The organism is Nitratireductor aquibiodomus (genome assembly GCF_900105565.1).
Taxonomy (GTDB): domain Bacteria; phylum Pseudomonadota; class Alphaproteobacteria; order Rhizobiales; family Rhizobiaceae; genus Nitratireductor; species Nitratireductor aquibiodomus.
The window spans coordinates 2265955-2290152 of the sequence record NZ_FNSL01000001.1; the positions used below are offsets into that span (position 1 = coordinate 2265955).

Sequence of the window (24198 nt, forward strand, 5' to 3'; positions counted from 1 at the left end):
AGCAAGGGAATAATCCCATGCCGATAGTAATATCACATCTTCCTTGACGGAAATGTGAATGGCTTGTTGAAAGCTATCAGGAGTATTGAAAATGAAAACTGTTCTTTCTGCCATCGTTATTTCTTCCTTCGTTGCCGCCCCCGCTTTTGCTGTTGAGCCTATTAAAGGCAGCATCAACTTTGATGGACCCTCCCAGTCCACACTCAGCAAGACGCCGGTTGGCTCCGTTCTTCAGCACCAATTTACTTCGAACGGAAAAGATTATCTCGAGATTTATGTTGTTGGCGCAGATGGTCGTCCGGAGCTGGTAAGCCGTTCGGCATCGAACAACAGCTAATGCTCGTAAAATCACTTTGACAAAGGCCCGGAAGTCACTCCGGGCCTTTTTCTTTACCGCTTCATTGGTTCGGGTCTACCGATATTGCTTTGGAAAACCCCGCTATCTGTTGCGCAGGACAACGCATGGCAGGCCGCCCCTGCGGAACCGCTGGCAGACCTGAACGGCATCCGGGCGACTGCCCGCACCGATGCGCACTGCATAGATTCCACGCCATCCCCGCGACGAACGGACCCGCGTGATGACCGGCTCGTAGTCTTTTAGAAGCGTCGCATGTCTGCGCAGCACCATCTGCCACAGTCTTATCGCCACATCACGGCGAAAATGCCCCGCAACCTGCACGCCCCAGGGCTGCGTATGAACGCTGGTCATGGCCATAACGGCACGCGCTGAGACGGGCAGATCACGACAGGCCGCATCAAACGTCTTGTCGGGATGAAGCGGTTCGATGCTGGCAGCTGGCTTCCGGTCCGAAAACGTGTCAGCTGGCGCACCGAGGATCGCCATCACGTAGTTCTCGGTTTCCAGCGGCAGGAAGCCACCTTTCTTGAGCCAGCGTGATACACGCGCCTCTCCGGCATTGTACGCGGCGGCAGCCAGGCCGAGATTTCCGAACTTCCTTTTCAGTTCCGCCAGATAGGCGGCCGAAGCCGGGATTGCCTTTTCGATATCGAACGCATCGTCCAGCCCGCGCAGCGCGGCGGTGCCCGGCATGAACTGTGCCACCCCTTCAGCCCCCTTAGGGCTCACGGCATTGGGGTTGAAGCGGCTTTCCTTCCAGAGGAGCCTGGCCAGAAATGCGGGCTCTAAGCGGTTTTCCCGGGCATGCGTCTCGACAAGGTTGCAGACAGAAGCGATCAGTCTGTCTTTCTCGGTCTCTTCGGACTTCTGCTCCGCACCCGCTTCATGAGCACCGAGCACAAACATGCTCAGAATGGCGAAGCAGCTCAACCATCGGCAAGGTCGCGCATGTCGCATAGGCCACCCCATTTCTCCAGACGAAGCGTAAAACGCACGACAAGGGCAGGCAAGGTCTCTGAGATCGAACCGGCGGACGGTTGGTGGTGGTTCCAGTCCAAAGCAAATTTATCTCTGCAGCGAAATTCCCTGTTCGCACTTAAAATACAGGGAAAAACTGCAGTTTGCAGGGAACGCTGACAGGTGCACTGGGAATTACTGTCGAGAACCGAAGACGTTGGCACAGGAATTCCCTGATTCTAGAAAACAGGGAATCCACGTCAGCAAGCAGCCATCTTCCCACGAACGAAACAATGTTTACCTTGAAGGAACTGCGAAACGGAACCGCCAAAGAGAGCACGGTCATCCGGCCAATGAGCGAGCGATTGCTGTCTACAAGAAACTGGGATTCCAACCGTTCGGATCACCTCAAGAGACGCAGTGGGGCTTGATTTTGCCAATGCTTGCGAGGCGTTAAGCGGCAACTCGTCATTCGCAGCTTCGTCCGCATCTGAGACATGGCCGGAAGCGCAGTACCTATCCGCTCGGCGGCTGAAGCCAAGCATAACCGTGAGTACACAGCCTGACCAATAGCTCTTGAAATTCCAACCGAATCGGGGAACCTTTGTAGTTATCGGGGACAAAGTCCGCGCGAGTTTTAAGCAAGAGCCGGGAGTTCCGGCCGACCCAGACTGGGTGATGCCCAGATGGATCCGTTGCAGGAAGCCTGTGACGATGGTCTATGCGCCAAAGGCGCCTCGCAAGTCGTTTCTCTAATCATCAAATTCAGTTCAAGCCGTTTAGCGGCATTGTCTTTGACTTGGAGGCGCACATGCCTGTTATTTCAAGCATCATCGATCAGAGAGCCGGATCTCTGAAAGAAAATATCCACAATGCTCGTACACATTCGAAGAAGCAGATTAAGCAAATCGCTCAGAGCATAGAGCGTTTCGGGTTCCTCAGCCCAATTCTGGCTGATGAAAACGGGATTGTGATTGCCGGGCACGGGCGATTGGCTGCCGCGAAGGTTCTCCAGCTTGATGTGGTTCCGACCATCAAGGTATCGGGGCTATCTGATGTTGAGAAGCGGCAGCTCCTGCTGGCCGATAACAAGATTGCCGCAAACGCCGGCTGGGATCGGGAGCGACTTGCAGTCGAGCTCTCCGAAATTCTGGTGGAGGGAGGTGACATTGAGCTCACGGGCTTTGAGGTCGCCGAAGTCGATGAAATCCTCCTTGACCACGAAACCGGGCCCTCTACTCCCGAAGACGAACTTCCGGAGAATAACAGCGGCTCCACGACATCTCGGCTCGGCGACTTATGGATTCTCGGTCGCCATCGGCTCCTTTGTGGTGATGCCTTGAACGCGAGAGATCTCGACGTTCTGTGCGGAGATGCGCGAGCTGATATGGTCTTTACCGATCCCCCGTACAATCTGGCGATCACAGATATTGTCGGACGAGGCCAGACCAAGCATCGCGAATTTGAAATGGCATCGGGCGAGATGTCGAACGATGAATTCTGTGACTTCCTGCGAGAAAGCTTGAAGCAAATGGTAGCCCGCTCATGCAACGGCGCGATTCATTTCATCTGCATGGATTGGCGGCATGTTGACCTTCTCGTGCAAGAATGCCGAAAGCAATACGGCTCCCTTCTGAACATTGCAGTGTGGGTGAAAAATAACGGAGGCCAGGGCTCCCTGTATAGAAGCCAGCACGAGCTTATCGTGGTTGCCAGGGTTGGAGAGACTCCACATCGTAACAACGTCCAACTGGGTAAGCACGGTCGCAACAGAACAAACGTATGGCAGTTTGCCGGTGTGAACTCATTCAGAAAGGGACGCCTTGAAGAACTTGCTTTCCACCCAACGGTAAAGCCAGTCGCTCTCATCGCTGAGGCGATCAAGGATTGTACCCAGCGTGGCGACCATGTGCTGGACATTTTCGGCGGTTCTGGTTCGACGCTTATTGCGTGTGAAAAGGTAGGCCGCCGGGCGCTACTTATCGAAATCGATCCTGCCTACGTCGACACGACCATCAGGCGCTGGGAGAAATTCACCGGCAGAGATGCCGTCCATCTGGCTTCAGGGCGAACTTTCAACGAAATTCGCGAAAGCGGTTCGCCAAACAGCATCGGCAGCCCAGGGGAGAACCACTGATGGAGGACTCCGACGAGAAAGGACCCACTCCACCTGTTCCTGGCGTGGGCTATAGGAACCCTCCAGTGGAACACCGGTTTAAACCTGGACAATCCGGAAATCCCAAAGGGCGTCCCAAAAAAAGGAGTGCTCTCGCCTCCAAAGCTTCGAAGAAGAAGACCCTGGAAATTCTGAGGGAGGAGGCGCAACGCTACGTGTGGGTAACAGAAGGAGGGAAACGCAGCCAGATCGAATATGCCCGAGTACTCTTTCGCCAGATGGGCGCGGCAGCGGCGAAAGACGCACAGATGGCCAGATTACTGATGAAACTGATCATGGAGGCAGAGGCAACTTCCAAAGATCCACCACAACTTGATCTTAGCCAACTAAGCGATGGAGAACTTGAGGAACTGATCCGAATTCAGAACAAGATGCAACTTTGAGAATTATCCTCGACTTGGTCGTTGCTTACTAAAACAACTCGGGTGCGCACGGTAACCTTGGCGCGCAAGAGACTGTGCGCTTTCGCCAAACCGCGATTCGGCTGACCGAAGTCATTCGAGTCAGCCGAGATCAAATACTATCGTCATGCTGCGAGTTCGAAGCGCTCGGTGAATCGGTAGGTGCCAAGCTGGTTGAGGTTCTTGGCAGATGCGGTCAGCCCATACTCCGGGTCTGACTTCTTGCCTTCGTAATCTCGCGAGACAAAGGGAGCAGCTGGATCTGCCCATACGGTCGAGGGTATCAAGTAGAGTTCGGGCTCCTCTCCCTGCTTGAGCGTAACCAGCGCGAGATAGCGATCCGGCGAGATGGGAAAGTGCTTCTTGCGCATGAAAACGTAGCTCGATCTCGCCAACCGTACTGTCTTCACCTGAATCTCCAGATAACGCATCTCGGCCCCGCAAGTCCGGATCACAAAGTCAATCGCCCGATCATCCACTTCCGGGGAATAGACGTCATATCCAGCGCGCGTGAACGCCATCTTTGCGAAATACTCTCCAAAGCGTCCGACCCGGAGCTTGTCGAGACCATCCCAGTTGCAGCTATTGGTCAGCATATTCTGCCTCCTGTTTTTTGCACCACATCATGTTAGCGGGACTGTTCCTGCTGACATGGCACGATACGGGCAAAGTGTTAATTCATGGTGTCATAGAACGTGGTTTTGGTGCTCTTCGAATGATCTTTTGCGCACATGGATGTGCGCTCATTAGTCGGCTGGAACCTGCGGCGCCTGCGCGTAGAAAGAAGCATATCGCAGGATGAGCTCGCGCTACGCGCAGAGGTCGAGCGAGCCTATGTGGGTCACCTTGAGCGCGGCACGCGAAACCCCACTCTTCTAACGCTTGAAAAGCTGGCTACAGCCTTGGAATGCCAGATGTTGGAACTCTTCCAAATACCCACCAGGCAAGAAACTCCTCCAAAGCCTTTGAGGCCAGGTCGGCGGAAACCATAGGAAGCAAAAGCCATTCTGCGAAATTGAAGCATGTCAGAAATTGCCTTTGATCCGCCCTATCGTCGGCTCCGTCCGGGCACGACTGCCCGGACGGTAATGTCGTTTGCGCTTTCCTCAGAAACCCAACAAGACATCCGGAAGCCAGGTGGCCAATCCGGGGAACGCCGCCATTATGGCCAAGCAAATCGCCTGCAGCACCAGAAACGGTACGACGCCGCGATACATGTCGGTCAGCGTCATCTCCGGCGGTGCGATGCCGCGCAAATAGAAGATCGCGGGTGCCAGAGGGGGTGTCAGGTAGCTGGTTTGAACCATTAGTAGAATCAGCATGCAGAACCACACCGGGTCGAAACCGGCATCGCGCACGAACGGCATGAAAATCGGGATGAAGATCAGAATGATCGAAATCCACTCCAAGAAAAACCCGGCGACGAACACGATGCCGAGGAAGATCGCCAGCATGACCGCCGGAGAGACGTCGAGATCGCCTAGCACGCTCCGCAGCTGGGTGATGCCGCCGACCGAACCGAAGGCGACCGTGAACATTGACCCGCCCAGCAGGACGAACATAATCATTGCCGTCACGATCAGCGTCCGCCAGCCCGCATCCTTGAGCATCGTCAAGCTGAGCGTCCGATAAAACCCGGCCAACACGACTGCGGCCACTGCCCCGATGGCAGCAGCCTCGGTTGGCGCGGCCACGCCCGCGATAATCGTTCCCAGCACGGCGCAGATCATCAGAAGCGGCGGGATCAGGGCCTTGAGCGTGATCGACAGCTTTTCGATCAGCGGCATCGAATCCGTAAAGGACGGATCCGGCCGCGGTGCTTTGTGCGGCTGCACCACAGCAAGCCCCACCACATAAACGAGGTAAAGCAGGGCCAAAATCGAACCGGGCACGATCATCCCAACCATCAGGTCGCCGATCGAGACATCCGCCACTGGCCCAAGGATGATGACGACGACCGAGGGCGGGATAATTGTTCCCAACGATCCGCCCGCGCAGATCGTTCCGCTGATCAGGCTTTTGTCATAGCCCTGGCGCAGCATCGGTGGAATGGCAAGGAGACCGATGACGGCCTCGGTCGCGCCGACCACACCGGTCGAGGCGGCGAAGATGATGCTCATTAGGATCGTGCCCACGGCAAGCCCGCCTGGCAGTCGTCCTGTCCAGAGTTGCACGGCGCGGAATAGTTGCTCGGCAATGCCGGACCGCTCGAGCACCGCACCCATGAAGACGAAAAGCGGCACCGCCGCCAAGACGAAATTCGACGCGGTTTCATCGATCTTCTGGGTGAACTGGAAGAGAATGGGCCGCAGGTTGAAATCGAACTCGATGAGTCCGAAGACGAAGCCGGACACCATCAAGGCGAAGGCGACCTGGACGCCGCAGAATATCAGCACGAACAGGCATACGAACATGAAGACGGGCAACAGTTCCATCATCGCGCCCGCTCCTTCGTCGTTAGCACCGCAACGGCGTGCAGGATCTTCGCGATCACCTGCAGCGAGAGGAGAACGAAACCGGCGAACATGATGGCGCGGAAGGGCCAGGCGGGCGGGTTCCAGGCACTTTTGCCGGTCGTGCGGCCGGACATGTACGCCTCTGCCGCGTAGTCGAACAGGGCGTGGCTAATCAGAACGCAAAACGGCAGGAAGAAGATCGCGAGAAAGACAAGGTTGATCACGGCCTGCCCCCGGGGTCCGAACTGGCTGTAGACGAGATCGATACGCACGTGTTCGCCGCGCATTAGCGTGACCGCCCCGCCAAGCAGAAAATAGGTCCCGGTCAACATGTAACCAAGCTCGAAGGTCCACATTGTCGGAACGCCCAGAATCTTGCGGGCGAACACCTCCCACACCGTGACGATGACCAGCGGCAGAAACAGAAACGCCGCCGCTGCTCCGCTCCAAAGCGTCACCCTGTCCAGATGCGCGGCCAACGTGCCCGGCCAGTCCGAATTTCGGTTGGCAAAGTCCATATGAATGCCTCAATGAGAAAACGATTATGGCTGGCGCGGGGGCCAGCCATCGCGACTGTATTACTCTCAGCGTTCGATCTTGCGATAACGCTCGGCTCCCTGCCACAAGGCATCGAACTCTCTTTGGCTCTGCCAGACGCGGGCGAACCATTCGTTTTCCTGCGAGTTGCGCTCAGCATAGGCGGCACCGGCCTGGTAGATCGCTTTCTGCACCTCGGAAGCCAGATCGATGACCTCGTTGCCCTCGTCTTCGTAGAAGGTCTTCGCCATGGCATCGCGCTGCCCGAAGGTCATCCAGCAATCGAGCGTTACCAGACGCGCCGCGTCCTGAAGCAGTGCGCGGTCGGCTTCCGAGATGCCCTCCCAGACCCTGGGAGAGATCACCAACTCGAAAGGCGCCACCGGCTGGTGCGCACCGGGCAGGATCACGTATTTCGCGACCTGGTGGAAACCAGAGGTCTGGTTCTCGCCAAGGCTACCGGACTCGACGGCGTCGACGACCCCGCGTTCGAGCATCGTGTAGACCTCGCCCATCGGCGCGGTAACCGGCGCCGCTCCAAGTTCGGACGATATTTCCAGCCACGCCCCGGCGGTACGCAACTTCAGACCCTGAAAATCCTCCAGCGTGCGCACCGGCTTGTTGGAGTGGAGGAACACTTCCGGCGTGCGGATGCCCAGCGGCATCGAAACGAGGTCGAATTTGTCGGCCCGGAACTCCCGCCACAGCTCGAGTCCGCCACCGACATAGAGCCAGTGAAGCATCCGCTCGCTATCGAAGGACCCGGCAAACCCCCCGAACAGGATCGTCGTGCGATCCTCGCCCCAGTCGTAGCCCATCCAGGTATGCCCCATGTCGGCCACGCCATTGCGGACGAGATCCGACACTTCAAGGGCCGAGCCGAGCGTACCCCCGGGATAGGTTTCGATCGTGATCCGACCGTCGGTCAGGCGGGCGACTTCCTCTGCATAGGCGTTCGCCATCAGCTCCATCGTATACCCACCGCTCCAGCTGGTCGCCATACGAAGGTTGATCTTGTCCTGCGCCAGCACAGGCGAACTTAGGGTGGCCATCACGAGGGCCAGAGCGGTAAGGGCCGTGCCCAAGAGTGATCTGCGTTTCATAGGTTCCTCCCAAGGGATCATTAGCGCCGCGTCGTCGGCGTCCGAAAGCTCCAGCGCGCTCAATTAGCCATTGACGAGATGGAGAACCGTAGAATATTAGTAATATGTCAGTTGTCAATATTCCTCACAGTGTGAAAAATTTTTCAAAAAAAACATATAGATAATAAACGCATATCTAATATATCAGATGGAGTATTGCACTGAGAATTCCAAAGAGGAGATTGTATCAATGGTCGAAACGGATCGCAGACCGGTCGAGAGAATCCACGCGGACATCCTGGTGGCCGGAGGAGGCGCGGCTGGCGTCGCTGCTGCCGTAACCGCCGCGCGCTCGGGTGCGTCGGTGATTCTGGTCGAACGCTACGGCTTCTGCGGCGGCGGCGCCGTGGCTGGCCTGTCGGGAACCGTTTGCGGTCTCTACGAGGCCACGGACCAGAGGGAGCGTGCACCGCAAAAAGTCATCTTCGGCTTCGTAGACGAATTCATCGCCGAAATGGAGAAGCGGGGCGGGCTGAGCAACCCCATACGGTATGGCAAGACCTGGACGCGCGTCCACGACCCGCTGATCTGGCGCGAAGCCGCCGACACGCTGCTTTCCGACGCCGGTGTCCGCATCATTTACCACGCCGAGATTCTGGCCGCCCTTTGCGAAGGACAGGTGCTCGAAGGCGCCCTCGTCTCCACCGTAACGGGCAGGGTCGAGATCCGGGCGAAAACATGTGTCGACGCCACCGGCGACGGCGCGCTCTCAGCCATGGCCGGACTAGAGACCTATATGGGTGACGGCCAGACGGTGCAGAACCCAACCATGGTCTTTCGCATGCTGAACGTGGATGTGACAAGGTTCCAGAACGCCTACGGCGGCGACAGCATCATGCCGGTCGAAGTCAGCGAGTTGATCGCGAAGGCCGACGGCAACGGCTATTCCCTGCCCCGTCGCAAGATCTGGATCTTCCCAACCACGCGTCCCTCGGAACTGATGTGCAACTGTACCCGCATCGTCGGCGAGGACGGCCGGGAACTTAACGCGACGCTCTGGCGGGATTTTTCGGAAGCCGAGGTGCAGGGACGGCGGCAGGTTCGCGAATATGCGCGCTTCTTCCGTGACACGCTGGCGGGCTGTGAGAACGCTGTGGTCAACGATACCGGCGTGCAGGTCGGTGTCCGCCAGACCCGACAGGTGCGAGGAGAGGCAACGCTGACGAACGCCGACGTGGTGACCGGCGCGAAGTTCGCCGACGGGATCGCTCGCTCGCCCTGGCCAATCGAGCTTCACAGCGGCGAAAAGCCCCGCGTGGAATGGCTACTGGAGGATTGGTATGAGATCCCGTTCGGCTGTTTCGTTCCCAAGGCGTCGGAAGGTCTTCTGACCGCGGGGCGCTGTCTCTCCGCCGAGCACGAGGCCGTCGCCTCGGCTCGCGTCACGGCGCAATGTTTTTCTTATGGGCACGCCATCGGCCACGCAGCAACCATCGCGGCGCGGGATCGGGTTTCCGTTCACGCCATCGATGGGCGCGATGTGCGCCTCTTACTGAACCAGGATGGCGCCCGCCTCGATAACTAGGAGATTTCAATGAGCTTTCGCAGCAATTTCACACCCGGTACCACGCGCTGGGCTGTCCGGCGGGCGCAATGGATTGCCATGGGTATCGATGAGGCGGATTTCGAGAAACCCAAGATCGCAGTCGTCAACAGTTCGTCCGGCCTGTCGGTTTGCTTCCAGCATCTCGACGCTGTAGCCGAGACGGTCAAAAAGGCGATCCGAGATGCCGGCGGGCTGCCATTCGAGATTCGGACCGTCGCCCCGTCCGATTTCGTGACTTCGGCCGGCAAGCAAGGCCGTTACCTCATGCCCAGCCGCGACCTGTTGGTCAACGATATCGAAGTCCAGGTCGAGGGCGCGGAACTGGACGGCATGATATTGCTGTCCTCCTGCGACAAGACCACCCCTGCCCATCTCATGGCAGCCGGACGCCTCAACGTGCCCGCGATCATCCTGCCCTGCGGATTCCAGCTCGGGTCAAACTGCGGCGGACGCGATAACGACATCGAGGAAGTCTACAAGGCTGTCGGCGCCGTGAAGGCGAAGAAGATGACACTGTGCGAACTCAAGGAAATGACGCGCAACGCCATTCACGGTCCCGGCGTATGCGCGGGCCTCGCAACTGCCAACAGCATGCACTGCATGGCCGAGGCACTTGGAATGGCCCTGCCAGGCAATGCCCCGATTCGGGCCGGCTCGGCGGAGCTAGACACCTATGCCCGTAAAGCCGGCGCCCGGATCGTCGCGCTGGTCGAACAGGATATCCGACCCCGCAGCATCCTGACGCCTGCTTCCTTCCGCAACGCTGTGCGGGTGGCCACGTCAATCGGCTGTTCGGTCAATGTGGTTCGGCACCTGACGGCCACCGCAGCCGAAGCCGAATGCGACGTCGATATCCTGGCCGAGTTCGCAGCGGCGGTCGAGTTGCCGCAAATCACCCAGATCAGGCCCAATGGCCCCGATCGGATCGAGCAGTTCGCGGTGGCCGGCGGCGTCTCCGGGGCGATGGCCATGCTGTTGCCGAAGCTCGACGGCAGCGTTCGAACCGTCAGCGGCGCGACTTTGGCCGACAACCTCGCGGCCCGCCCTGCCCCGGATCCCGAGATCATCCGCCCGCTCGACGCGCCCTTCCGCAATGAGCCGGGCCTGGTCATCGTACGCGGCAATCTTGCCCCCGACGGGTCGGTGGTCAAGCTCTCGGCCGTGCCCCCCTCCGTTCGTCGCTTCCGCGGCCAGGCCATCGTTTTCGAGAATGAGGCCGACGCCATCGATGCCATCGAAAGCGGACAGGTCTGCGCCGGCAAGGTCGTCATCCTAAGGATGCTCGGCCCAAAGGGCGGGCCCGGCACGGTCTTTGCAGCCTCTTTCATGGCGGCGCTTGTGGGAGCCGGTCTTGGCGCCGACGTTGCCGTCGTCACCGACGGCGAGCTTTCCGGACTGAACAGCGGAATCACAATCGGCCAGATCATGCCCGAAGCCGCCGAGCGCGGGCCGCTGGCCGCGGTCGAGGACGCGGACATGGTCACCATCGACCTAGAGGCGCGAACGATCACTCTCGAGATCACGGATCAGGACCTTGCCACAAGGATCGACGCCTTGCCGCAGCGTGCACGCACCGACGAGCGTGGCTGGCTGGCCATGTACCAAAAACTCGTGCAGCCTCTGTCGAAAGGCGCAATTCTTCGCGTAGATGAATGACCATGAGAGGAACCGGAGCGTGAAGGACGAATCGAATAGCACCCAAATGTCGAAGGCCTACGCGGAACTGGAGCGGCGGATCGTGTCGCTCCAGCTTCTCCCCGGAGAGGTCGTTTCAGAGAACACGCTTTCTCGGGATTTGTCGATGGGCCGCACACCCGTACGCGAGGCCCTTCGCGAGCTAAGTCGCGAGGGGCTTGTCGTCATCATGCCCAAGAGGGGCGTTGTGATCGCGGAGATCGACGTGGTGCGGCAGCTTCGCCTGCTCGAGTTCCGCAGGGTTGCGGAGCGCTTCGTGGTGGAATCGGCCGCGCGCCGGGCCAGCGACGTCGAGAAGCGCCGTTTCGCAAATTTGACGAGCGAGATGTTGCGGGCCTCCATCGCGGAGGACGGCGAGACGTTTCTGGATCTTGACCGGCAGTTCAACGAAATGGTCATCGAGGTCAGCCGTAACGAGTTTGCCGCCGCCTCCATGCGGCTGAGCCAAGGGCTCTCCCGCAGATTCTGGTTCGCCTACTACCGGCATTCCGACAATCTCTCTGAGACGATCCGCTTGCATGCCGAGATCGCCAAAGCCATTTCCCTGGGCGATCCGGAGGCGGCCGGAACAGGGTTGAACCGGCTCATAGACAACGTCGAAGCGTTCACCCGCGCAACACTGGATTTCGAGAGCGGCTGGCTGTCCTCAGGACACGGAAGTACCGAATCTGATGACATTTGAGAGGTTCTGTCGCAAACGTAGCAATGGGATGATGAACCATCGGCTCGCCCCATCGGTCATGCGGCGAGGATGTCAAACTTTTCAGCGATTGTGATTTTTCGTGGAATAGGTACCTCTGAGACAGAGGGGTATCAGACTGCCTCCGATTATCATCGGAGGCACTTGTTTTTGGATGTTGGTTTTGGAAACGATCGTGAAGATGCACCATGCCTATTTGTCCATGGGAAGCCTATCAAGGCGATTTGCGCCGCCCGTTATGTCGGGTTCTGGATACCGGGCTGGGCAGCGATTCCTACTTCGAGCCGAACACTCACGGGACTGAATCTCTTCGAGCGCAACCAACCCATCTACATTGCTGTGCTCGGGGAATGCATTCTACCGCTAAGCGCTGACGCCAGACGGATAATGATACCGGCCCGGCGCTGCACCTCGCTTGTTCTTGCCCATTTCAATCAGCTTCGCGGACTTCTTAGCTCCGTCGCCACCTCTGAAACGGCGGCACGAACAGCCGAGAGAGTCTGATCGACGATGGCGTCGTCGTGTTCCGTCGAGAGAAACCAGGCACCGCGCTCCAGCGCGCGAACGCCGTGCCCCAGCAGTGCTGCCGTGAACTTGCGATAGCCGGCCTTGTTCACCTTTGCGAGTCCGCGGTAATTGCACGGCTTCTCGGTGAGCCCAAGATTAACTGTGAAGATTTGCGGATAACCGCCAACCATGACCGGTATTCCCGCTTCGGTGAATGCGCTCTCGATCCCCTGCATCAGACGCGTGCCCTGGCGCTCCATCCCATCATGCGCGCCGGGTCGCGCCAGACGGTCCATGGTGGCAATGGCGGCCGCCATCGCAACGGGCTGCGCGTTGTAGGTTCCACCGTGCATGATTGACCCGTCCGCCAGTCTGTCCATCACCTCGCCGCGCCCTGCCACCGCAGCCACCGTGAAGCCGTTTGCGATCGCCTTGGCAAATATCGCCAGGTCCGGCGTCACACCCAGACGCTTCTGCGCACCTCCGGGGCCGACGCGGAAGCCGGTGATGACTTCGTCAAAGATGAGAACAGTCCCGTGTCGTGTGCATTCCTCACGCACCGCTTCCAGATAGCCAGGCCTAGCGAAGATGCCACCACTGTTGCACATCGTCGCCTCCATGATGACAGCCGCGATGTCGCCTTTGCGCAGCCGCTCGAGCAGCGTTTCGGCGCGGTTCCAGGACATGGTTTCCACGTTTTGCCCCGCGGGCAGATCCTGCCCCGCGCTGCCCGGCTGTTTGACAGGATCATCCTCCGGACCGAGCTGCTCAGGCGGCGTGCTGGTGCTCCACAGAACGCTGTCGACCCAGCCGTGATAGTGGCCCTCGAACTTGATCACCGCGCTTCGGCCGGTGACCGCCCTGGCTAGGCGCAGGGCCAGTTGCACCGCTTCTGTGCCGCTGCCGGCGAATCGGACCCGCTCTGCACAGGGCACCATTTCCGCGATCAGGGCTGCCGCGCGATATTCCAGTTCGCTCTGACCGCCATAGAGGAGGCCGACGTCGAGCTGTTGCTTGGCTGCATCAATAACGTCACGCGGGCTGTGACCGAGGATCATCGGACCGAGCCCCAGATAGTAATCGATCAACCGGTTGCCATCGATGTCCAACAGATAAGCGCCTTCCCCGCGTTCGAAGACAAGTGGGGTGGGAGCCACGCCCATGCGGAAATTGCTGTTGACCCCCCCGACGACTGTAGAGGAGGCGGCGCGTACCCTCTCGGCCGAACGGGTGAATGTACGATTTTCCATCGGAGGAGCCTTTCTATTGACGTATGAATTGAACTGGAAAGCGGTGCGGTGGTCAGGGCCGGCCCGCCGCAGCGCGTGCCTCGGCCTTGGCCGGGTCGAGAAAATCGCGGTTTGCGCAGTCGCGGGAATCGCCCGTCAGCAGGAACTTCAGCGCCGTGGTGGCCGATTTGGAGCGTAGATCGATCAGCGACGAGGGGCTGTAAAACGCCGCATGCGGGGTGACGATCAACCGGTCACGGATCGGCGAATCTGGCGCGCGCCACGCGGTCATCAGTGCGCTTGCCTCCGAAGGCGGCTCGGCCTCGAGAACGTCGAGACCTGCGGCTGCCACGCGCCTCGAGAGGAGAGCATCCGCAAGTGCCTCGAGATCGACGCAACCGCCCCGACCCGTATTAATCAGGACGGCGCCCGGCTTCATCTGTCGCAGGGTTTCGGCATTCATCATGTGCTTCGTTTCGGCGGACAGAGGCGTGTGCAGCGATACGACGTCAGACATCTCCAGCAGGGCTGCAAGCGACCCCACGCGTTCAATGCCGAGCGACAGCTCCGTGCCTGTGGTGCGGTATGGGTCGAAGAACACGACACGCATGCCGAGTGCCCTGGCGCGAAGGGCGGTTGCCGTGCCGATCCTACCCAGGCCGACGACGCCGAAAACCTGGGTCGACAGGCGGCGGACATGCGGCGCGCCCTCAAAACGCCAGCCGCTCCGCGGGTCCATCAGGATAGCCTGGTTGTAAGCGGTAATGCCTCGCAGCAGCGCCATCGTCAGCGCAATCGCGTGATCGGCCACATCTGTCGTTCCGTAGTCCGGCGTGTTGCACACGGCGATTCCACGTTCACCGGCCGCTTTCAGATCGATGTTATCGAAACCGACGCCTGCCCTGACCACCACCCGGCAGTTCGGCATCCGGTTGAGGAGCTGCGTGTTGACTGTCACCTCATGGTAGCAGACCAGCCCCGATGCGCCCGCCCAAAGGTTGTCAGGAATGTCGGCGAAATCCGAGGGCTTGAAGGCCTTGACCTCGTAGTGGCCCGCATAGACCTTGGATTCAATGTCGGCGGGAAGTGGCGATTGCAGGTCGGGATGCAGGATAAAGGGAGGCATTGTCGGAACCTTGTTTAAGCTTACGGGAGCAGTCCGGCGGCGCGTGGCAGCCAGAGCGAGAGGAACGGCACGTAGGTGATAGTGACGAGTGCCAGGAGCTTGACGATGTAGAGCGGCAGCAATGCGCGCACGATGCCGCCTATCGGTCGACCGGTGACCGAAGAAATCACAAAGAGATTCGTTCCCACCGGCGGGGTGTTCAAGCCGACCATCAAGTTGACGATCACAACGATGGCGAAATGGATCGGATCGATGCCGTAAGAGATTGCCGCCGGCTGAAGGATGGGAACGAATATCAGGATCGCCGGAACGGTATCGACGAAACTCCCCACCACGAGCAGGAAGATGTTCACGATCACCAGGAACAGGATCGGGTTGTCCGTTATAAAGGCGAACATCTCACGCGCAGCGCCCGGCACGTTCTCGATGGCAAGAAACCACGCGAACAGACTAGACGTCCCGACCACGATCATGACCGTCGCGGTGGTGATCGCGCTTTCACGGAATACAGTGTAGAGGGTTTCCAAGCCGGTGCTGCGGTAGAGGACGATGTTCAGGAACAGCGCATAGGCGACCAGCACGGCTGCCGCTTCAGTGGCGGTCACGACACCTCCACGAACGCCACCGACGATGATCACCGGCGCAAGCAACACCGGTATGGCATCGAGCGTCGCCTTGACGAAAGACCGCTGCCTTTCGGCGACGACCACTGGAGGGGAAATGCGCTTGGCTGACAGCGCCACGTAGATCGCGAGCAAAAGGACGATAAGAAGCCCCGGCAATATTCCTGCGAAGAACAACGCGCCAATGGAGAGCTTTGTTGGGATGGCATATATCACCATGATGATGGACGGCGGCAGAATCGGAGCGACGATCGCGCCGGAGATGGTCAGCGCCGCCGCGAAATCCGGCGAGTAGCCGCGCTGCTTCATCATGGGCGTCATCACCGAACCGAGCGCCGCGGTGTCGGCGGTGGCCGAGCCCGACAGGCCGGCCATCATCAGGTTGGCCAGGAGGTTGACATAGGCCAGACCGGCTCGGACGCGCCCGACCAGAAGGTCGACGAAATCGACCAGCCTCCGGATGATACCACCCGCGACTAGCAGGTTTCCCGCCAGGATGAACAGCGGCAGCGCGAGGAGCCCGTAACTGTTCATCCCTGCAAACACCCGCTGCGCGGAAACGGCTTCGTTGCCGATACCGGTTATCATGAGCCCGGCGAACGCGATTATGCCCACCGCAAAGGCGATCGGCGTTTCGACTGCGAGCAAAATGCCGAAAAGAACGATAACGAACAGGACCGTCATCGATCGGCACCGTTCTCTTCAGCAGGACCTTCGGCATCAGCGCCGGACAGGACGCACCATAAGGTCGTGCCGACAGCCAACAGCGAGAGCACACACGATACCGGTATGACGAGATAAGGAATTGCCATCGGCAGCCGAAGGGCTGTCGATGGCTGGTGCCACGCAGACTGTGTCAGATTCCAGCCACCCCATCCGATGTAGGCGAGAAATACCATGACGCAGAGCAGACCGGCCGCGCGCAGATATCGTTGCAGACCCCATTTGCGCGACATCCACCTCAGCGAGATGTGATCGCTGCCCTCGAAAGCCCGGTACATGCCGAAAAAGGAAATGGCAACGAGCAGGAACTGGCAAAGTTCCTCTGGCCACGGCAGAGGCGCGTGAGCGAAATAGCGCAGGGCCACCTGTCCCACCAGCGCCGCGACTATCACTGCGAGCGCAAGAACAAGGGCCGCATCAATGACACGGTCGACGGAACGGAGGAAAGACATGGGGGCCCCTGCTCGGTTACTCGACCGCGGCGCGGTCAGCCGCCCGAGCGGCGTCGATCTCGGCGTAGACGGCTTCCACGAAAGCCGGGTCGAGTTCGCTCTTAAGATAAGCCTGCATCGGCTCGCGCACGGCATCGCGGAACGTCGCCGCCTCTTCGGGGGTCGGGGCGTAAACCTCCATGCCCAGCTCACGCAGCTTGGCTACCGCGATCACGCGCGCCTGGTAGTTGCGTTCGCCATACTCCGTCGCTGCGCCCATCTTCGCGCCAGTAACGACAATCTCCCGCAGCTCCGGGGTAAGGCTCTGAAAGAAGGCCTCGTTGATCATCATGGTGTTGAGTCCGAGCTGATGATTGTCCAGCGTCATGTACTTCTGCACCTGGTAGAATGAGTAATCGAGTGCCACTCCGATCGGGTTCTCCTGCCCGTCTACCACGCCGGACTGCATAGCCCCGTAGAGCTCTTCCCATGGAACCGGCGTCGGAGAGCCACCCATCGCCTTGACCATTTCGAGCGACATCGGGCTTGGCGGCACACGCATGCGGATGCCGCTCATGTCGGCGGCGGACTTCACTACGCGCACGTTGTTGGTGAAGTTACGGAAACCATAAGAGGCGGCCGACAGAAGCCGCAGTCCCGACTCGCTTGCCATCTTCTCGCGCACCTCCGAGAAATAGGCACTGTAGATGAAGTCCATTCCCTCCTGATCATTGTTGAACAGGTAGGGCGTCGCCAGAACCATCATCGGCTTGTAGAAGGTGCTCATGACCTGCTCGTCACCGTGCGCCATCTGAATAGCGCCGATCTTGGCCTGCTCAAGCGCATCTGTCATGGAACCCAGCTGACCGGCAGGAGCGATCTCGACTTCGATGTCACCACCGCTGGCACTCTCGACATAAGCCTCGAACACCTGCCAACCCCGATGGAGCGGACTCTCCGTCGACTCGCCATGGCTAGCGCGGATCGTGAAATCTGCCGCGGAAGCCGCGACGGCACCCATGGCTAAAAGCGCGGCGGCTGCTGCGCACTTCTTGAAACCCATTATCATTCTCGTTCCACCTTTTTCTTTAATTGCTTTGAATTTCGTCCGGCGGACCCGGCTTCTGCTATTTTCACTGAGAGACTGGCGCAAACGCCTAAAGAACGCCGTGTCTGGCATAGACCTCGGCGAGCAACGCGCCGTTTAGCAGCTCGGCCCGTGTCTTGCTCTCGCTCTCAAGCTTGGATAGAGCCGCGCCGATTACGCTGTCAGCGACATCGGCCGGTATGACCACGACGCCGTCTACGTCGCCAAAGACAAGGTCTCCGGTATTGACCAGCGCACCGCCGCAATTCACCGGCACGTCCATGGCCATCATCTTGCCCCGCCCTTTCGAATCGAGCGGTCCTATGCCGCCGGCAAAGACCGGGAACTGCATGTCTCGAATCAGACGAACGTCGCGGACCAGCCCGTCCGTGACGCATCCCACGGCGCCGCGCATCCTCGACGCGGTGGTCAGCAATTCACCCCATGGCGCGATGCGCGCGGTTGGACCGTCGCAAGCAAGGACGGCGATGTCGCCGGGCTTGAGATCGTCGACGAGCGCTATCTCCACCTCATACGGGTTGCCGTGTTCCTTCACCGAGTAGGTATTCATGTAAAGGCCGGTGCGTGCCCGCCCGAAGACGGACAGACTGTCATCAAGCGGCCGGACGAATGGCCTCATCGCCTGATTTACCAGCCCGAGATCGTCCAGCACGTCGGAGAGAACTGCGGAATTCAGGCGGGCGGCAAGGGTCGCAAAGTCATCAGTTTTCATCAATTCCCCATGGAAATCGTCAGTGTTAAACGTTTAACACTGACGCTATTGCGGTTTCATTGAGACGTCAATAGTAATATTTCTCGTCGCTTTAGTTCGGAGAGAAAATGTCTGACCGCCCAACATTGCGCAGCGTTGCCCTAAAGGCAGGCGTCTCCATCGCTACTGTATCGAAGGTCGTAAACGGCATTACGACGGGCGTGTCCAAGTCCACCCGTGCTCAGGTCGAGAATGCCATCCGTGAGCTGGGCTATCGACCCAACCGTTCTGGCCGCAGCCTGCGCGTGCAGAAACATCAAATCATCGGGCTGGCAATCATCGATCCATCGCCACGCTTCCTGGCCGATCCGTTCACAACCAACCTGGTTGCCGGGCTGGGCAACCAACTCAACGTGAACGGATTCGGGCTTCTCCTCTACGGCGTGATGCCCGGCACTCTTGCCGAAACATCATTGATGAGGCAGTCAGAGGTAGACGCCATCTGCCTCAACCCGAGCGGTGAACGCAAGGAACGGCTGGCGACTATGAAACTCGCCGCCAGCCTGGGCCAGCCGCTGATCGTAATTCAGGACCGTGACATGAAGAGCCTGAGCGACGTCTGCTTCGTCAGGCAGGACGACATAGGCGGCGCTGAGCTTCTCGCAAAGGAAGTAGTGAAGCGCCGCACTTGTCGCCGGGCAGTCATGGTCTTAGCCGACATCCCCTGGCCGGCCGTCGAGCACCGCGTGGCCGGCTTCAAGAAAATCTTTGATCAACACGGAGTACAGCTGGATTTCGTGTATTGTGACGAAACGAGCAGCCAGGCAATCACGGACGGAATTTCTACGTATCTGGACCGCCATGGCCCACCCGATGTGCTTGTTGGCCAGAATGATCAGATTGCCATCATCGGGATCCATTTGCTGACGTCTCGCGGGCTGGAAGTTCCACGCGATGTCGCGGTGACGGGATATAATGACTTTCCGTTTACCGGCATATCCAATCCCGTACTGACAACCGTTCGATCGCGCGCGTACGAACTGGGCGTCACGGCTGCAAGAGCGATACTTCACCGGCTTGACACCGGCTCATTCCAACAGCGGGAATACACTCTTTCTTTGGACCTTGTTCAGGGAGAATCCGCACCCTGAAGCAAGCGCCCTACAAGGAACATGTGATGGTGACGGAAAGTGAATGGAAGCTCATTCGATCGCATTGAGTTTGGCTGACCTGCCACAGAACGTTCATCTGGCTGCGATTAGAGGTCCGACGTTTTCTGATACGCCAAACGGCGCAGTAGTAACAACCGGTGGAAACGCGGAGCTTTCATCTTGCGCAGCGTTGGAGCCAGTTGCGGCGATGGTCTCGGCGTGGATTGCAGGGTTTGGTATCCTAGCGACGAGTGTGAGCGGAAATTGTTGTGGTCGTCGGCCCATTCAGCAATGGCATTACCAGCGTGACTGAGGCCGAAGAACAGACGTTCATTGAGCAATTCATCGCGCATGCGCCCGTTTGGAATCGGGACACAGCCGATCTGCATAGGCTTTCCCGGCGCCCTATAGTGCCACTTTACCTTGTGGTCCTTCAACGAGGGGAGTTCCGTGCCGCAGCGCGTCGGGAATATGCGCTGTTGATAGGTTGTGGCCGCCAGCGCAGCCCTCCACATAGGCACAGCGGGTGGCCGCAACCGGTCACAGTTCTCAACAGTGGTTTTGCACAACCACACTGCTGAGGAGACCAATTATGACCACCACCATTTCTATCGCTTAAACCGCGCTTGTCGCCATCGACATTTCCAAGCATCGCCATGAGGTCCTGATCGGCGTTCCCGGCAAGAAGCGCCGTCGTCGACTGGCAATCATGAACACGTTGGAGGAAACTGAGCGCTTGCCAGACTTCTCGCCAGCTACGATATGCCCGTGCGGATCCGCTTCGAGGCCACCGGCAAATATCATCGGCACAGCGGGCAACAATCGCCGCCCTTCAGTTTCTGTGCCGCGACGAAAATTTGCGACGGAACCACACCGCGACCTCGCCGCATAACATCAAAAAGCGGGCGAGACCAACGTTCCTCCGATCGACGCTCACATCTGTGCCATATCGTCTGACGACGCAACCCAGACCTCGCCCTATTTCCTGAACAGACGCAGAGCGTGTCGAATTCCTCTAAAAACAGTATCAAGGCGCGATGCCGGGCGAGGCCGGCACCGCTTTCTAAAAACGGGCCTCATCAACAAGTGACTGAATATCAAGGCCTTCGAGCACGTCGTTTTCGGTCGTGAATTCGCGCCTATAAAGCGAAGAGAGTAGTCGAAGTCCGGCCTCGTGGAGGACTGCTTCGCGTCCCGTGGCGCGGCCGAGAGCGACAAGAGCGACCAGGCCGAAAGGGGCATCCTCGAGAACGTAACGACTGTCGGCGGTCGTCGGGCCGAGCTGGCCGGGGCCGAGGGCGCGGATCGCCTCGGCCATCTGCTCCAGCGAACTCTCGGGGAGTTCGTAGGTCCGGCTGTAGTGCTCGGCGAGACTTCGCACCTCGATGCCGAGCGCGGAGCCGATGGCCAGACGCTCGGCGTCGAGGTCTGCCAGTAGTCGGGCGACCGATGCGGTCAGGTTCTCGCTCTGCCCCCAGACCTCGGCCCGTTCCATGCGGGTGATATTGGTCAAGGCGAGCGCGAGATGGCATTGCGGATTGATGTTGGCGAGAGATACCGCCATCATGTCGTCTCTCATCCTGAACCGGTCGCCAAAGACCTCTGCGCACAAATTCTCTGCAGCCGAATTGCCAGCCGGCCACACCGCCGCATCAAGGCTGCGTCGAATGGTGTTGATACGGACCCTCGTGCCCTCATGACGGCGCGACCGCAGAAGCGTCGTACCCCAGACGACCACGGGAACATCAAGGCCGCGCTCGGTTATCGCGGCTCTCAGGCGGTAGCCGGCAAGCACCGGTTGCGCGCTGATGACGACCACCTGTCCATCCGACAGGGCCGGGACCATGGCCTCATAGACCATTCGGTGACCATTCGCGGGCAGTGCAACCATTACGATGTCCGCGTTTTCCACCGCCTCGGCGCACGTCGTCGCGATTTCCGGTCGAAACACACCCTCGACCTCTCCCTCACAGATAATTGCGGCATCCCGAAGCGCTGCAGTGCTTCGCCCAGAAGGCGACCACAGGGTCACCTCGTGCCCACGATCAAGCAGGTAGGCGCTGTTGGCATAGCCGACGGCACCGGCTCCGAGCATGGCGATCCTCATCAGAAAAACCTCGCAGGACGGAACTCGGCCAGTTCGGGCACTGACCGGCCGTGGATCACTTCGTCACGCACCGCCTCGCCCAGGAAGGCGCCAAGCGTGACACCGCTATGCGTGACCGTGACGTAGTAATTCTCAAGCGCGGGATGACGGCCGATGGCAGAAAGGCCGTCCCTCGGTATCGGGCGAATTGCCGTGCGCACGGCTTCGACGTGAAGTCCTTCGAGCGAGGGCATCAATTTGATCATCCGCGATAGGAGCTCCTGAGCGGAGGGGTGCGAGGGGACAGCCTCAGCATCGATTGGGACCGTTTTGTCGATGTCGTTGGACCGCAGCAGAATGCGGCCAGCGCCGTCCGGGCGGCAATTGACCAGCGGTGTCCGCAGCGCGTGCCGCAGGCTGCTGTCGCAACTGGTCGTGTAAGCGATCAGACCGACGGTCGGCGCGAGCGGCAGCCCGTATTCTGCATCACCCACTGCGTCATTCGCCCAGCGGCCGGCGCTATTGACCACCTGATCAGCTAAGATCTCGGTTCCGTCCGCAAGCAAGACCCCGACGGCGCGTCCCGACCGGGTCAAAAGGCGCTCCACCTTCTTACCCGTCACAAGTCGCATCCCGTGGTGGCGCTGCGCCCGGGCGACAATCGCGCCCGCATAAACCGGCGCGTCGAGCCAACCATCCTCAGGGTAGTAGATCGCGCCCTCCTCCGAAAAGGTTGAAGAATCGACCTCCGGTTCCAGCTCCGAAAGCGTTGCCGCATCAATGGATTCGGCCGGATAACCCCAGCTCTTCAGACGCTCTAGCTTGTCGAAATCACCTTTGTCAAAGCCCGATGCCTCGGCCCCGGAATCCTTCCATTGCACCACGCCAGGGCGGTGAAACCAGTTCGCACCTTCGATCTCTCCGGCGATGCGGCGGTGCGCTTTTACGCCGGCATAATTGAGATCGAAATAGGAGCGGGATGTCAGCTTCTCGCAGGCGTTCACCCAGGCGTAGCTGGTCGACGAGGTTCCGCTGCCAACGCGGAGTGCTTCGACCAGGGTAACCTCGGCCCCAGTCTCGGCCATGCGGAAAGCGATGGAAGCGCCGATAACTCCGGCGCCAATGACGATGACCTTCATGAGGCTGTCCTTCCATTTTTGTCGCAGTCCCAGATGTGCCCCAGCTCGGTCAACATCTTTGGCCAGCAGACGATCCCTTCGCGGATACTCTGGATTGCGTAGGATTCATTGGGCGCATGAACACCGTCCGCGGGCAGACTGAATCCGAACATCAATGTGTCGATGCCAAGTTCTTGGCGTATGGTGGCCGTTATCGGAGAGGTGCCGCCACTGCGCACCCGCACAGGGGTTTTACCCGTCACCGCACGCAGGACGCGATCGGCGGCAATCACCAGAGGGCTATCCTCGCCGAGATTATAGGCCGGCGCCCCGCCGGCTTCGGCAGAGATACTGAGGCTCGTTCCCACCGGCGCCTTTTCTTCAAGATGGCGCACCACGGCTGCACGAGCCGCAGCCGGCACCTGTCCCGGCACCAGGCGGAGCGTGATCTTGGCATGCCCGGCATTCGGGATGACGGTCTTGCCACCCGGCCCGGTGTAACCGCCCCACATGCCGTTGATCTCCAGTGTCGGCAATAGCATCAACCGTTCGATGGCAGAGTAACCCGGCCAGCCGTGCGGAATGCCGCCGAAACTCTTGAACAAGTCTTCCTCGTTCAACCCCAGTTCGGCGACATGTCGACGCGCTTCCTCTGTCGGAAGCACATTTTCAGGCAGGAAGCCTTCCACCGAGACGCTCCCATCGGCATCGTGCAACGAGGCGAGCAGCGCTGCCATGTCATGCAGGGCATTGCGTGTCACGCCGCCATAGCGACCCGAATGCAAATCGCGCACGGCCGACGTTCGTAGCGTCAGCTCCATCGACGTCACGCCTCGGCAACCGACGTTAATCGCCGGCCAGAAGCCGTTTCGTCCACCATCAGCCGAAAGCACAAGATCGCCGTTCAGAAGTTCATGGTAGCGCTCGAAGATGACCGGAAGCGTCGGCGCGCCGACCTCCTCTTCGCCCTCAAATAGGCATCGAACATTGAACGGAAAGCCACCCTCGACCTCGAGATAGGCCGCGAGGCTTTCGAGCGCGATGATTGAGGAGCCCTTATTGTCCGAAGCGCCGCGACCGTAGAGACGCCCCTCCTTCTCCGTCAGCACGAAGGGATCCGTCTTCCATTCGTCAAGTGGGTCAGGCGGCTGCACGTCGTAATGACCATAAACAATCAAAGTTGGTTTGCCAGGCGCATGTAACCAATCGGCATAAACTGCCGGATGGCCGCCGCCGTCGAGGCGCTGGATGTTGTTGAGGCCAATCTCCTCGAACCGGCGTTCGAGGAAGCAGCGCGCAGCTTCCATGCCGTGCTCGAAGTCGGGGTCTGCGCTGACACTCTGGCAGGCAACGTATTCGCCCAACCGGCCGATGATGGCGTTCAGCCGTTGGGAAAGCTGGTCCGCGACGCGGTCACTCATTTTATTTGTTCCTTTG

Annotated in this window: 22 protein-coding genes and 2 pseudogenes; 9 read left to right on the forward strand and 15 right to left on the reverse strand. The window is 59.4% G+C overall.

Going from position 1 to position 24198, the window contains the following annotated elements; all coding sequences use genetic code 11:
- The first annotated feature begins 91 nt into the window (after positions 1 to 91).
- Positions 92 to 337: a hypothetical protein gene (locus BLW55_RS10765; protein ID WP_090328797.1), complete on the forward strand. Its 246-nt coding sequence runs from the start codon at positions 92 to 94 to the stop codon at positions 335 to 337.
- 102 nt (positions 338 to 439) lie between these two features.
- Here the strand turns inward: BLW55_RS10765 and BLW55_RS10770 are convergent, their stop codons facing one another.
- Entirely contained in the window at positions 440 to 1264 is an 825-nt protein-coding gene (locus BLW55_RS10770) for a lytic transglycosylase domain-containing protein (RefSeq protein ID WP_036540525.1), read from the reverse strand.
- A 394-nt stretch (positions 1265 to 1658) separates the two neighbouring features.
- On the opposite strand from BLW55_RS10770, the pseudogene BLW55_RS21065 reads away from it, so the two are divergent.
- The 3 genes and pseudogenes from BLW55_RS21065 to BLW55_RS10785 all read left to right on the forward strand — a co-directional run.
- A pseudogene (locus tag BLW55_RS21065) lies at positions 1659 to 1772 on the forward strand (GNAT family N-acetyltransferase); the annotation flags it as partial.
- Between the two features lie 354 nt (positions 1773 to 2126).
- Positions 2127 to 3452 (forward strand): site-specific DNA-methyltransferase, encoded by a 1326-nt coding sequence (locus tag BLW55_RS10780; protein ID WP_090329964.1) that lies wholly within the window; start codon positions 2127 to 2129, stop codon positions 3450 to 3452.
- Complete coding sequence (locus BLW55_RS10785) at positions 3452 to 3874, forward strand: DUF5681 domain-containing protein (RefSeq protein WP_090328799.1); 423 nt, start codon at positions 3452 to 3454, stop codon at positions 3872 to 3874. The genes BLW55_RS10780 and BLW55_RS10785 overlap by 1 nt, the downstream gene beginning before the upstream one ends.
- A 143-nt stretch (positions 3875 to 4017) precedes the next feature.
- Here BLW55_RS10785 and BLW55_RS10790 read toward each other — a convergent pair whose 3' ends face one another.
- Entirely contained in the window at positions 4018 to 4488 is a 471-nt protein-coding gene (locus BLW55_RS10790) for a DUF4365 domain-containing protein (protein WP_090328801.1), read from the reverse strand.
- A 135-nt stretch (positions 4489 to 4623) separates the two neighbouring features.
- Here BLW55_RS10790 and BLW55_RS10795 point away from each other — a divergent pair, with 135 nt between their 5' ends.
- The gene (locus tag BLW55_RS10795) at positions 4624 to 4884 is read left to right on the forward strand and encodes a helix-turn-helix transcriptional regulator (protein ID WP_090328803.1); all 261 of its coding nucleotides are present in this window, start codon (positions 4624 to 4626) and stop codon (positions 4882 to 4884) included.
- Between the two features lie 114 nt (positions 4885 to 4998).
- Here BLW55_RS10795 and BLW55_RS10800 read toward each other — a convergent pair whose 3' ends face one another.
- The 3 genes from BLW55_RS10800 to dctP all read right to left on the reverse strand — a co-directional run bounded on the left by BLW55_RS10800 (position 4999) and on the right by dctP (position 7988).
- On the reverse strand, positions 4999 to 6330 hold the full coding sequence (locus BLW55_RS10800; protein WP_090328805.1) for a TRAP transporter large permease: 1332 nt from the start codon (positions 6328 to 6330) through the stop codon (positions 4999 to 5001).
- Complete coding sequence (locus tag BLW55_RS10805; RefSeq protein WP_090328807.1) at positions 6327 to 6866, reverse strand: TRAP transporter small permease subunit; 540 nt, start codon at positions 6864 to 6866, stop codon at positions 6327 to 6329. Before BLW55_RS10805 ends, BLW55_RS10800 begins: the two co-directional genes overlap by 4 nt.
- A gap of 66 nt (positions 6867 to 6932) precedes the next feature.
- The gene (dctP, locus tag BLW55_RS10810; RefSeq protein ID WP_090328809.1) at positions 6933 to 7988 is read right to left on the reverse strand and encodes a TRAP transporter substrate-binding protein DctP; all 1056 of its coding nucleotides are present in this window, start codon (positions 7986 to 7988) and stop codon (positions 6933 to 6935) included.
- Positions 7989 to 8217: 229 nt separating this feature from the next.
- Here dctP and BLW55_RS10815 point away from each other — a divergent pair, with 229 nt between their 5' ends.
- From BLW55_RS10815 to BLW55_RS10825, 3 genes are all read left to right on the forward strand, one after another.
- Positions 8218 to 9552, forward strand: coding sequence for an FAD-dependent oxidoreductase (locus BLW55_RS10815; protein WP_090328811.1), 1335 nt, complete (start codon positions 8218 to 8220; stop codon positions 9550 to 9552).
- Between the two features lie 78 nt (positions 9553 to 9630).
- The gene (gene ilvD, locus BLW55_RS10820) at positions 9631 to 11229 is read left to right on the forward strand and encodes a dihydroxy-acid dehydratase (RefSeq protein WP_090329965.1); all 1599 of its coding nucleotides are present in this window, start codon (positions 9631 to 9633) and stop codon (positions 11227 to 11229) included.
- A 19-nt stretch (positions 11230 to 11248) separates the two neighbouring features.
- A complete protein-coding gene (locus BLW55_RS10825) occupies positions 11249 to 11950 on the forward strand; it encodes a GntR family transcriptional regulator (RefSeq protein ID WP_177175062.1) in 702 nt (233 codons plus the stop codon).
- A gap of 452 nt (positions 11951 to 12402) precedes the next feature.
- Here the strand turns inward: BLW55_RS10825 and BLW55_RS10830 are convergent, their stop codons facing one another.
- From BLW55_RS10830 to BLW55_RS10855, 6 genes are all read right to left on the reverse strand, one after another.
- Positions 12403 to 13725 carry an aspartate aminotransferase family protein gene (locus tag BLW55_RS10830; RefSeq protein ID WP_090328815.1) on the reverse strand — a complete coding sequence of 441 codons (1323 nt, stop codon included), beginning with the start codon at positions 13723 to 13725 and terminating at the stop codon, positions 12403 to 12405.
- Positions 13726 to 13777: 52 nt separating this feature from the next.
- Positions 13778 to 14830, reverse strand: a complete 1053-nt coding sequence (locus tag BLW55_RS10835) for a C-terminal binding protein (RefSeq protein WP_090328817.1) — start codon at positions 14828 to 14830, stop codon at positions 13778 to 13780.
- A gap of 20 nt (positions 14831 to 14850) precedes the next feature.
- Positions 14851 to 16137 (reverse strand): TRAP transporter large permease, encoded by a 1287-nt coding sequence (locus tag BLW55_RS10840; RefSeq protein WP_090328819.1) that lies wholly within the window; start codon positions 16135 to 16137, stop codon positions 14851 to 14853.
- Positions 16134 to 16628 (reverse strand): TRAP transporter small permease, encoded by a 495-nt coding sequence (locus BLW55_RS10845; protein WP_090328821.1) that lies wholly within the window; start codon positions 16626 to 16628, stop codon positions 16134 to 16136. The genes BLW55_RS10840 and BLW55_RS10845 overlap by 4 nt, the downstream gene beginning before the upstream one ends.
- Before the next feature lie 16 nt (positions 16629 to 16644).
- On the reverse strand, positions 16645 to 17676 hold the full coding sequence (locus tag BLW55_RS10850) for a TRAP transporter substrate-binding protein (protein ID WP_244509044.1): 1032 nt from the start codon (positions 17674 to 17676) through the stop codon (positions 16645 to 16647).
- Positions 17677 to 17764: 88 nt separating this feature from the next.
- Entirely contained in the window at positions 17765 to 18427 is a 663-nt protein-coding gene (locus BLW55_RS10855) for an RraA family protein (protein ID WP_090328825.1), read from the reverse strand.
- Between the two features lie 107 nt (positions 18428 to 18534).
- Here BLW55_RS10855 and BLW55_RS10860 point away from each other — a divergent pair, with 107 nt between their 5' ends.
- Positions 18535 to 19557 carry a LacI family DNA-binding transcriptional regulator gene (locus BLW55_RS10860; RefSeq protein WP_090328827.1) on the forward strand — a complete coding sequence of 341 codons (1023 nt, stop codon included), beginning with the start codon at positions 18535 to 18537 and terminating at the stop codon, positions 19555 to 19557.
- 93 nt (positions 19558 to 19650) lie between these two features.
- Here the strand turns inward: BLW55_RS10860 and BLW55_RS10865 are convergent.
- From BLW55_RS10865 to BLW55_RS10880, 4 genes and pseudogenes are all read right to left on the reverse strand, one after another.
- A pseudogene (locus tag BLW55_RS10865) lies at positions 19651 to 19991 on the reverse strand (integrase core domain-containing protein); the annotation flags it as partial.
- 629 nt (positions 19992 to 20620) lie between these two features.
- The gene (locus BLW55_RS10870) at positions 20621 to 21652 is read right to left on the reverse strand and encodes an NAD/NADP-dependent octopine/nopaline dehydrogenase family protein (protein ID WP_177175063.1); all 1032 of its coding nucleotides are present in this window, start codon (positions 21650 to 21652) and stop codon (positions 20621 to 20623) included.
- 11 nt (positions 21653 to 21663) lie between these two features.
- Complete coding sequence (locus tag BLW55_RS10875) at positions 21664 to 22782, reverse strand: NAD(P)/FAD-dependent oxidoreductase (protein WP_090328830.1); 1119 nt, start codon at positions 22780 to 22782, stop codon at positions 21664 to 21666.
- Positions 22779 to 24182: a M20/M25/M40 family metallo-hydrolase gene (locus BLW55_RS10880; protein WP_090328832.1), complete on the reverse strand. Its 1404-nt coding sequence runs from the start codon at positions 24180 to 24182 to the stop codon at positions 22779 to 22781. The genes BLW55_RS10875 and BLW55_RS10880 overlap by 4 nt, the downstream gene beginning before the upstream one ends.
- Positions 24183 to 24198 lie beyond the last annotated feature (16 nt).